The following is a 9,943-nucleotide window of genomic DNA, read 5'->3' as shown; positions in this document are numbered from 1 at the left end:
CGCCTGACTGCGGTTGGCAATGTGCTACTGACGACTTGGTTCGTGCTGTCATTGTTCATGATCCCAAGTTTTGAACATGGTGCACTTGCGCAGTGGCTTGCCCAGCCGCTGGTGGCGGTTCCAATGATCCTGATGATCGCGAACATATTTAGCCATATCAAACTTGGTCTTCAGGTGTTGATTGAAGATTATGTCCATGACGAGGGCCTCAAATTCGCGTCGATGACACTTCTTAATTTCTACGTCATCGCCAGTGCCGTGTTTGGCATTTTTGTTGTCGCAAAACTCGCATTTACCGGAGCGCCCGCCTGATGTCAGACGCATATAAGATTATTGACCATATCTATGACACCGTCGTCGTCGGCGCCGGCGGGTCAGGTCTGCGCGCCACTATGGGCAGCGCGGAAGCAGGTTTGAAGACTGCCTGCATTACCAAGGTGTTTCCGACCCGTTCGCATACGGTGGCTGCACAGGGCGGTATCGCAGCGTCTTTGGGCAATAACTCGCCAGATCATTGGACCTGGCACATGTATGACACGGTCAAAGGCTCGGATTGGCTTGGCGACCAAGATGCTATCGAATATATGGTCCGTGAGGCCCCTGCAGCGGTATATGAGCTTGAACATGCTGGCGTGCCATTCTCACGCAATGCAGACGGCACCATCTACCAGCGCCCCTTTGGCGGGCATATGCAGAATATGGGTGAAGGCCCACCAGTTCAGCGTACCGCTGCTGCCGCAGATCGCACAGGCCATGCCATGTTGCATGCCTTGTACCAACAGAGCCTGAAATATGACGCAGATTTCTTTATTGAATATTTCGCGCTCGACTTAATTATGGAAAATGGTGAATGCCGCGGCGTGATCGCCATGTGCATGGAAGATGGCAGCATCCACCGGTTCAAGAGCCATGCTGTGGTGCTTGCAACTGGCGGCTATGGCCGCGCCTATTTCTCCGCGACGTCGGCGCACACCTGCACGGGTGATGGAGGTGGTATGGTCCTGCGCGCTGGCTTGCCACTGCAGGATATGGAGTTTGTTCAGTTCCACCCAACCGGCATTTACGGTGCCGGCGTTTTGATTACCGAAGGCGCACGCGGCGAGGGCGGTTACCTGACCAACAGCGAAGGTGAACGCTTCATGGAGCGTTATGCCCCATCGGCAAAAGACCTTGCCTCGCGCGATGTTGTCAGCCGGTCCATGGCCCTAGAAATGCGCGAAGGCCGTGGCGTCGGTCCGCACAAGGACCATATCTATTTGCATCTTGACCATATCGATCCCGCAGTATTGGCGCAGCGCTTGCCCGGTATTACGGAAAGCGGAAAGATTTTCGCAGGCGTTGACCTGACGCGACAACCGCTGCCAGTGACGCCGACGGTCCACTATAATATGGGCGGTATTCCATGTAATTATCATGGGCAAGTTGTGACGAAGATCGGCAACGATCCCGAAGTAATCGTTCCTGGACTGTATTCTGTCGGCGAAGCAGCCTGCGTTTCTGTGCATGGCGCAAACCGCTTGGGTTCAAATTCGCTCATTGACCTTGTGGTGTTCGGACGGGCAACGGGCTTGCATCTGAAGGCATCACTTACCCCCGGTGCGCCGCATAAGGCATTGCCAGCCGACGCTGCTGACCTGGCGCTGTCGCGCGTCGACAAGTTCCGCAGCGCAAAGGGCGGTTCACCGACTGCAGAGATCCGCTTGCAGATGCAGCGCACGATGCAAAAGCACGCCGCGGTTTTCCGCGACACGGCTTTGCTGGAAGAGGGCGTGACCGAAATGCAAAAGGTAAATCAGCGGCTGGCTGACGTTCATGTCACCGACCGCAGTCTGATCTGGAACACCGATCTTATCGAAACGCTTGAGCTTGATAACCTCATGGGGCAGGCTGTTTGCACGATTGAAAGTGCAAACAACCGTAAGGAAAGCCGCGGCGCCCATGCGCACGAAGATTTCCCAGAGCGCGACGATGCCAATTGGATGAAGCACACGGCGTCATGGTTTGACGGTTGGGGCGGTTCAGGGGGCAAGGTCAAAATCGACTATCGCCCGGTGCATGATTACACCCTGACCGACGAAGCAGAGTATATTAAGCCAAAACCACGCGTTTATTGATATCTGCGAAAACGGAGGCTGTGATTTCCAAGCTCCGTTTTCGTTTTTCATGATCGAAAATCGAACAAGCGACGATGATTTCGTCTGCTTGCGTGTGCGCCTGAAACGCCTGCACGGCTGCCTTTACGGTGTCGGCTGCACCAATGGCGCTGGCGGACAAAACATCATTCAACGCCGATGCAAAATGCGGGGGCAGGGACGCTACATAGCCTTCTATGGGCGGCGGCAATTGGCGTGGATTGCCCGTGCGCAACGCAACGAAGCTTTGCATCAACGAGCTTGCCAGATATTCCGCCTCCGCGTCGGTTTCCGCCGCGATGACGTTGAAAGCGGCAATCGCGTGCGGGGTATCAAGCACCGCGCTTGGGCGGAAGTGGCTGCGGTAGATGTGCAGCGCCTCATCCAGCATCTGCGGTGCAAAGTGGCTTGCGAAGGCGAAGGGAAGGCCCAAGGCCGCCGCGACCTGTGCGCCGTAGAGGCTGCTGCCCAAGATAGAGAGTTGCACATTCGCGCCAGCGCCCGGCGTGGCGACGATACCCGTTTTGCCATCATCGGCGAAATAGCTTTGTAATTCCATCACATCGCGCGGGAAAGCATTTGGGTCGCTGTCGAGCGTCCGCCGGATCGCGGCCGCGACGCGTTGGTCGCTCCCCGGCGCACGGCCAAGCCCCAAATCAATTCGGCCGGGATACAGCGCATCCAATGTTCCAAACTGTTCGGCAATGACCAAAGGGGAATGGTTGGGTAACATGATGCCGCCCGAACCAACACGCATCGTCTTGGTTGCTGCCGCAATGTGCCCGATGACAACGCTGGTTGCGGCGCCGGCAATTCCGCGCATGCCGTGATGTTCGGCGACCCAGTAGCGGGTGAAGCCAAGGCTTTCCGCATGCGCTGCCAGATCAGCCGCGTTGGCCAATGCGGAAGAGACGTTACCGCCTTCAACGACAGGTACGAGATCAAGAAAAGAAAAAGCTGCCATGATTCTTAAATGGTGGCTTAGCCCGCCAAAGCCAAGCGCAATCGACTATTTTTAAACGCCGTGCCATATATGTTGCTGTGTTGACCCAACTTTACATTCCCTTTCTCATTACGACGTTGCTCATCGAATTGACGCCTGGCCCGAACATGGCGTGGCTGGCCCTGACAAGTGCGAGCCAAGGCAAGCGCGTTGGCTTTGCCGCTGTGGCGGGGATTTGCCTCGGACTTGCGATACTTGCGCTGGCCTCAGCGATTGGGCTTGCGGAACTTGCGACGCGCTCGCCCGCTGCATTTCGCCTGTTACGTTATTCCGGCGTTGCCTATTTGTTATGGCTGGCTTGGAACGCTTGGGTGGGGGAGAACGCGCGATTGCGAGACCCCGTCAGCGGCAACGCGCTTGGCACATGGTTTCGCCATGGACTTTTGTTGAACCTACTTAATCCAAAGGCAGCGGTGTTTTTTATTGCGGTTCTTCCCGCGTATATTGCGCCGGATTTGTCGATTGACGCCCAGACAATGTTGCTGTCGGCAAGCTATGTGGTAATCGCGACCGCCGTGCATCTAGCGATCGTCGCGCTAGCGGCCCAGTTTCATGGATGGATATCGGTGGGGAGCAGGGGACGGACAGTCCAGCGCGTCTTTGCTATCCTGTTGGCAGCAATCGCCATCTGGTTCCTGATCAGCTCAGCTTAGCGCCAGCGAAGCATCGAACGGTCAAGTTCCGATAAGGATTTAACACCCATAAGCCGCATGTCGCGGGCAATTTCGTCGTGCAACTTGCCGACGATGCGCTCCACACCGGGTTGCCCAGCTGCAGCCAATGCATAAAGATAGAGCCGCCCACCTGAACAGGCAGTTGCGCCAGCGGCAATGGCTTTCAAAACATGGCTTCCGCGCTGCACTCCGCCATCGCAAATGATGTCGATTTTACCACCAACCGCATCTGCGATTTCGGCTATTTGGTCAAATGGTGAGCGCGAACCATCCAATTGGCGTCCACCATGGTTCGAGACCATGATGGCAGTCGCGCCAATATCCACCGCCCGTTTTGCGTCGTCGACCGACATGATACCTTTTAGGCAAAATTCCCCGCCCCAGTCAGACCGGACTTTTTCAGCCATCTTCCAATCCATTGAGGTGTCGAGCATCGTATTGAAATATTCTGCCACGGAAACCGCAACATTGGTGCCGGCATCCACATGTGTTTGCAAATTGGGTAGCGAGAACTTCTCCCGGAACATGTAATTCAGTGCCCACATCGGGTGGATAGCATAGCTTAGGACAGACTCTGGCGTAAAACGCGGCGGTGATGTAAACCCGCTGCGCAAGCAGCGTTCGCGGTTCCCGGAGACAATAGTGTCCACGGTCAAGGCAATCGCATCAAACTTTGCGGCCTTGCAACGTTCGATCATCGACGTATTCAGACCCTTGTCCTTATGGATGTAGAGTTGGAAAAGTTTGGGCGTTTTAATTTTCTCGCCCACCTCCTCGATGCTCACCGTGGCAAGCGAGGAGATGCCAAACCATGTGTTGAACCGCTGCGCTACCGATGCAACGGCTCGTTCGCCTTGCCAGTGGAATAGGCGTTGCAACGCCGTGGGTGAGAGCATCAGCGGCATATCAATGCGCTTTCCCATTACGGTTACGCGCATGTCGATGTCCGACACTCCGGCCAAGACATTGGGTACGAGGTCGCAATCGTCAAAGCTTGCGCTGTTGCGCAGTTTGGTCCGTTCATCGTCGGCAGCGCCGTCGATATAATTGAATATGGGTGACGGCAGCCGCGCCTTCGCCAGACGGCGGAAATCGGCTACATTATGACAATCATTCAAACGCATGAACGGCCTATGACATATCTTTTAGACAATTGCATGCATTTGGATTCGTCGTCTAAAATCCATGAGCAGGCCCGCTTTCGACGGGCGCTTGTCCTGCGTCAACATTGTGTTTAGCGTTGCAAAGCGCAAGTAAAGCTCACCCTAAATACAAAGGCACCTTTCCATGTTCCTCAAAGGCAATATAGCACTCATTACCGGATCTACCTCAGGCATCGGGCTTGGTTATGCACGCGCCTTGGCGGCACAAGGTGCGCACATAATGATCAATGGCTTTGGCGATAGGGATGTTATCGATGGCTATGTCGCTGAACTGGCTGAATCTAGCGGCGGAAAGGCCATGTATTCTGCAGCCGACATGACCAAGCCGGAAGCGATCCGTGCCATGATGGCCGAGTGTGCAGAAAAGCTTGGCGCGCCTGACATATTGATAAACAATGCTGGGATACAGCATGTCGCGCCCGTTGATGAATTTCCCGAAGATAAATGGGACGCGATTATGGCGATTATCCTGACTTCGGCATTCCACACGACAAAGGCAGCCTTGCCCGCGATGAAGGCAAAAGGCTGGGGCCGCATCATTAACACAGGTTCCATGCACAGCCTGGTCGCTTCGCCATTTAAGTCGGCTTATAATGCCGCCAAGCACGGCCTTGCGGGTTTTACAAAGACTGTGGCGCTTGAGGTGGCGACGCAAGGGATAACGGTGAACAATATCTGCCCCGGATATGTTTGGACGTCTTTGGTGGAAAACCAAATCCCAGATACCATGAATGCACGTGGATTGACCCGGGATCAAGTGATCAATGATGTGCTGTTGGCCAATCAGCCGCAGAAGAAATTTGTGCAGGTTGAACAACTGGCGGCATTAGCGGTGTTTTTGTGCCGTGAAGAGGCAAGTGCGATCACGGGCACGAACCTCTCCGTCGATGGCGGGTGGACTGCGCAGTAACAATTGCGACTGTGACAATAGCTGAAGCTTATTGGTCAATCATCGCTTTATCGGCACCCGGTGTATCAGTTGGTGTGGTCGCCCCTGGCATCGCAAAGGATGTTGGAGTGAAGCTGCCGGTGCTGGTTTGTCCAGCATCGGGGTTTGCAGCATCGGTTTGCATAGAAGTCCCAAATGGCAGGCCAAAGTTAGGTTGCGTCGGGTTGCCATCGATGGTCGGCGCGCCGATTTGGAAAACGCTGCCTGTGTCTGAATTGAATTGGACAGGAACGGGGTCCGGCGCAGGCAAAGGAAGTTGAGGTGTATTTTCCGGAACTGAAGCAATGTTTTGTGCCGGCGCTTCTTGGGCTTTTGGTGTCAGAGGGTCTCTATCTGGAATAACCATCGCGATCAGTCCAGTGACCAACAAAACTCCCAATAGCATTTTTAGTCTATTATCCACGCGACCCAGCCCGTCTGTGTTCGACGAGGGCAATAATAGGTTGGCGTTAACAAAATATGAGCGACGGAAAGTTGTGCCATATAAAAAACCGCCGGCATCGCTGCCGGCGGTCAGGTGTTTTTCCTCCCCAGGAAAACTCTTAAAACGCTATTGATTACTTCCCGCCAGCGCTGCCTAGCCGGTGGTAAAGTCGTGCAAATTTGACGGATTCTGGCTTATCCTGAATAACTTCAAGATAATGGACCAGTGCTTGACGCAATAAGGTCAAATCTTCCGTCGAAAGCACAGCGCGTGCGCGTGGAGGTTCACCCATTTCAATTGCTCCTTACGCGCCTTGGCCAAACTGGTTCATTGTGTTGTCTTTGCCACCAGCTTTCAAAGCGGCTTCGCCAGCAAAATATTCTTTATGGTCATCACCAATGTCGGAGCCTGACATATTCTGGTGCTTCACACAGGCGATGCCTTGGCGGATTTCCTTGCGTTGGACGCCAGCAACATAACCAAGCATGCCCATTTCTCCGAAATAATCCTTCGCCAGGTTATCGGTGCTGAGCGCAGCTGTATGGTAAGTCGGCAGGGTAATCAGATGGTGGAAAATGCCTGCACGCTTCGCTGAATCGCGCTGGAAGTTTTGGATTCGGACATCTGCCTCAATCCCCAGTGCAGTTTCATCATAGCTTGCACTCATCAGGTTCGCGCGCTCGTATGTCGAGACGTCTTGCCCTTCCGCAGCCCATGCATCAAACACCTGCTGACGGAAATTCAGCGTCCAGTTGAAGCTTGGCGAGTTGTTATAGGCAAGCTTTGCATTTGGAACGACTTCGCGAATGCGGTCTACCATGCCGGCAATCTGCTCAATATGTGGCTTTTCCGTTTCGATCCAGATGAGGTCCGCGCCATTCTGAAGCGAGGTGATGCAATCCAATACGCAGCGATCTTCGCCAGTGCCGGAGCGGAACTGGAACAGATTGGAGGGCAGGCGCTTTGGACGCAGCAGCCTTCCGTTGCGGTTCAAAATCACGTCGCCATTTTGGGCTGTAGTCGGGTCAATTTCTTCGCAATCGAGGAAGCTATTGTACAAGTCGCCCAAGTCGCCAGCAGCGGTTGAAACGGCGATTTGCTTGGTTAGGCCCGCACCGAGTGAGTCTGTACGTGCAACGATGATGCCGTCTGGAACGCCAAGTTCTAAGAAAGCGTAACGGCACGCGCGAATTTTCTGCAAGAAATCTTCATGCGGCACGGTTACTTTGCCGTCTTGGTGGCCGCACTGCTTTTCATCGGAAACCTGATTTTCGATCTGCAAGGCGCATGCGCCCGCTTCGATCATTTTCTTTGCGAGAAGATAGGTTGCCTCGGCGTTTCCAAAGCCTGCATCTATGTCAGCAATGATAGGCACGACATGCGTTTCATGGTTTTCGATTTTCGCCATGGTGGCTGCCTCACGCGCTGCATCATTTTGGCTGCGGGCGTCGTCGAGGTCACGGAACAAAATGTTGAGTTCGCGGCTATCAGCTTGGCGCAGGAATGTATAAAGTTCTTCAATGAGCGCTGGTACGCTTGTCTTTTCATGCATGGACTGATCAGGCAGTGGGCCGAACTCACTACGCAAAGCGGCAATCATCCAACCTGACAGATACAAATACCGCTTTTTGGTTGTGCCAAAATGCTTCTTAATGGAGATCATTTTTTGCTGGGCTATGAAACCGTGCCAGCAACCGAGGGACTGCGTATATTGTGCAGGGTTGGCATCATATGAAGCCATGTCATCGCGCATGATCTTGGCAGTATAGCGCGCAATGTCGAGACCAGTCTGGAAACGGTTTTGTAACTGCATCCGCGCTACAGATTCCGCGCTGATGGAATCCCATGTTCCCTTCTGCGCGGAAATATGTGCGTTAGTTTTGGCGATGAGTGATTGGTACGACATTGACAATTCCTTTTTGTCGAAGGGAGGATAGACTTAGGCGTCTCACCTCAAATCATGCGAATAACGAGTGAATTTTGTAATATTTGTTGTATTATTGTATAAATAAGCTATTACTTTCTTGTCGTTTTGTAACTTTATTGACAAAGGTTGGTCATGGCAGAAGAAAAGTTATTTGCGGGGCATTCTGTCCGCAGGATCCGCCGCGCCAATGGCTTAACGCAAGGCGCAATGGCTGAAGCTTTAGCAATTTCGCCGTCTTATCTTAACTTGATTGAGCGTAATCAGAGGCCGTTAACTGCAACGCTGCTTCTAAAACTTGCCCAATCTTATGATTTTGATCCCCGCACGTTAACGGGCGCAACCCCGGGCGGCGGGGTGGAAGCTATCCGCCGAAGGCTTAACGACCCCATGTTCGCAGACCTCGATATTGACCGCGCTCAGGTAGAAGAATGGATCGCTGCTAGCCCTGATGCAGCAGAGGCGTTTGCCCGATCCTTTGACCGTCTGTCGGGCGGGTCGCATGGCGGAGCAGGCGTTGGGCAAATTGGCGGACATGGCGAGCCAGAGGCTATTGCGTCGGCCCGGCGTGAAATTGAGCGTTGGCGCAACCATTTCGCCGATTTGGACTCGCAAGCAGAGAGCCTTGCTGACGACTTGCGCCTTGCCAATGCGGACATTTACGGCGCGATTACCGAACGACTACGGGTAAAGCATCAGCTTTCTATGCGCATTCTGCCATTCGATGTCATGCCCGATCGATTAAGGCGGCTCGACCTTCATGCGAGGCAGCTTCAACTGTCCGAACTACTTGACCCGGCCAGCCGTACTTTCGCAGCCGCCCTGCAACTTGGCATGTTGGAAGCCAAGGCGGAAATTGACGCTTTAGTTGCCGGTGCATCCTTTACCGAAAGAGCTGCCGAACGCTTGTATAGGCGCCATTTGAGTAGCTATTTTGCAGCGGCCGTCATGATGCCTTACGCGCGTTTTCTGCGCGCATGCGAGGCAACGGGCTATGATATCGTGTTACTGCAACGACGCTTTGGTGCTGGTTTTGAACAGATTGCCCACCGCCTAACGACATTGCAAAGGGTAGGGCAGCGTGGTTTGCCATTCTTCATGCTGCGCATTGATCGTGCGGGGCAGAGCAGCAAACGCTATGCTGGGGCAAGCGCCTCACCATTAGTGGAAACAGATCGCCGATGCCCCTTATGGCAGGTGCATACTGTATTTGTACGGCCAGGAACCCTTATGCCGCATCTGGTCGAACTGGAGGATCAAAGCCGCTGGTTTACTTTGTCGCGAACTGTGCATCCACAAACTGCGGTAAGCGGCGGGATCGAAGCAGAGTTTGCCATTTGCCTTGGTATTGATGCCAAGTTAGCTGCACCATTGGCCGCTGCGCGTGGGCTTGACCTTAACAACGGGGCCGCAACCGCTATTGGCCTTGGCTGCTCTGCTTGTACCCGCCCTGATTGTCCACAGCGCAGCGCACCGCCAGCAGGACGCGTGCTTGTGTTCAACGAACGCGAAAGAGGCATGTCGCCCTTCACATTCGACCGGAATAGCTAGGGTCAGGACTCATTAACTAAGCCAAAAGATGACTGTAGCTGCGATTGCGATGGCAGACAAGAAGGTGTGGGCGCATCGGTCATAACGGGTGTGGATGCGTCGCCAGTCTTTGAGTTTCCCAAA

At 54.0% G+C, this 9,943-nt stretch carries 10 protein-coding genes and 1 pseudogene; 5 read left to right on the top strand and 6 right to left on the bottom strand.

Translation table 11 applies throughout. The annotated features are described in order from the left end of the window. Positions 1 to 312, top strand: a 312-nt coding sequence (gene sdhD / locus ACIQ2T_RS09455; RefSeq protein WP_397590593.1) for a succinate dehydrogenase, hydrophobic membrane anchor protein, incomplete at its 5' end; no start/stop codon positions are given. Further along, positions 312 to 2,114, top strand: coding sequence for a succinate dehydrogenase flavoprotein subunit (gene sdhA, locus ACIQ2T_RS09450; protein WP_397583877.1), 1,803 nt, complete (start codon positions 312 to 314; stop codon positions 2,112 to 2,114). The genes sdhD and sdhA, both read left to right, overlap by 1 nt. Here the strand turns inward: sdhA and ACIQ2T_RS09445 are convergent. Then, the gene (locus ACIQ2T_RS09445; RefSeq protein ID WP_397583876.1) at positions 2,089 to 3,096 is read right to left on the bottom strand and encodes an LLM class flavin-dependent oxidoreductase; all 1,008 of its coding nucleotides are present in this window, start codon (positions 3,094 to 3,096) and stop codon (positions 2,089 to 2,091) included. The genes sdhA and ACIQ2T_RS09445 overlap by 26 nt on opposite strands. Before the next feature lie 80 nt (positions 3,097 to 3,176). On the opposite strand from ACIQ2T_RS09445, the gene ACIQ2T_RS09440 reads away from it, so the two are divergent. Continuing rightward, positions 3,177 to 3,788 carry a LysE family translocator gene (locus ACIQ2T_RS09440; protein ID WP_397590592.1) on the top strand — a complete coding sequence of 204 codons (612 nt, stop codon included), beginning with the start codon at positions 3,177 to 3,179 and terminating at the stop codon, positions 3,786 to 3,788. Here ACIQ2T_RS09440 and ACIQ2T_RS09435 read toward each other — a convergent pair. Continuing rightward, entirely contained in the window at positions 3,785 to 4,933 is a 1,149-nt protein-coding gene (locus ACIQ2T_RS09435) for an alpha-hydroxy acid oxidase (protein WP_397590591.1), read from the bottom strand. The two genes, ACIQ2T_RS09440 and ACIQ2T_RS09435, sit on opposite strands and share 4 nt — an antisense overlap. A gap of 163 nt (positions 4,934 to 5,096) precedes the next feature. On the opposite strand from ACIQ2T_RS09435, the gene ACIQ2T_RS09430 reads away from it, so the two are divergent. Then, positions 5,097 to 5,882, top strand: a complete 786-nt coding sequence (locus tag ACIQ2T_RS09430; RefSeq protein WP_397590590.1) for a 3-hydroxybutyrate dehydrogenase — start codon at positions 5,097 to 5,099, stop codon at positions 5,880 to 5,882. Positions 5,883 to 5,910: 28 nt separating this feature from the next. Here the strand turns inward: ACIQ2T_RS09430 and ACIQ2T_RS09425 are convergent, their stop codons facing one another. The 3 genes from ACIQ2T_RS09425 to ACIQ2T_RS09415 all read right to left on the bottom strand — a co-directional run bounded on the left by ACIQ2T_RS09425 (position 5,911) and on the right by ACIQ2T_RS09415 (position 8,251). Then, on the bottom strand, positions 5,911 to 6,324 hold the full coding sequence (locus tag ACIQ2T_RS09425; RefSeq protein WP_397590589.1) for a hypothetical protein: 414 nt from the start codon (positions 6,322 to 6,324) through the stop codon (positions 5,911 to 5,913). A 154-nt stretch (positions 6,325 to 6,478) separates the two neighbouring features. Then, on the bottom strand, positions 6,479 to 6,637 hold the full coding sequence (locus ACIQ2T_RS09420) for a hypothetical protein (RefSeq protein WP_295444897.1): 159 nt from the start codon (positions 6,635 to 6,637) through the stop codon (positions 6,479 to 6,481). A 12-nt stretch (positions 6,638 to 6,649) separates the two neighbouring features. Further along, a complete protein-coding gene (locus ACIQ2T_RS09415) occupies positions 6,650 to 8,251 on the bottom strand; it encodes an isocitrate lyase (protein WP_397590588.1) in 1,602 nt (533 codons plus the stop codon). Between the two features lie 153 nt (positions 8,252 to 8,404). On the opposite strand from ACIQ2T_RS09415, the gene ACIQ2T_RS09410 reads away from it, so the two are divergent. Beyond that, positions 8,405 to 9,820: a short-chain fatty acyl-CoA regulator family protein gene (locus ACIQ2T_RS09410; RefSeq protein WP_397590587.1), complete on the top strand. Its 1,416-nt coding sequence runs from the start codon at positions 8,405 to 8,407 to the stop codon at positions 9,818 to 9,820. A 12-nt stretch (positions 9,821 to 9,832) separates the two neighbouring features. On the opposite strand, the pseudogene ACIQ2T_RS09405 reads toward ACIQ2T_RS09410, so the two are convergent. Further along, positions 9,833 to 9,943: pseudogene (locus ACIQ2T_RS09405) on the bottom strand (IS5/IS1182 family transposase); the annotation flags it as partial.

Source organism: Sphingorhabdus sp. (assembly GCF_044357595.1).
Lineage (GTDB): Bacteria > Pseudomonadota > Alphaproteobacteria > Sphingomonadales > Sphingomonadaceae > Sphingorhabdus_B.
This window is presented reverse-complemented; position numbering and strand designations above follow the sequence as displayed.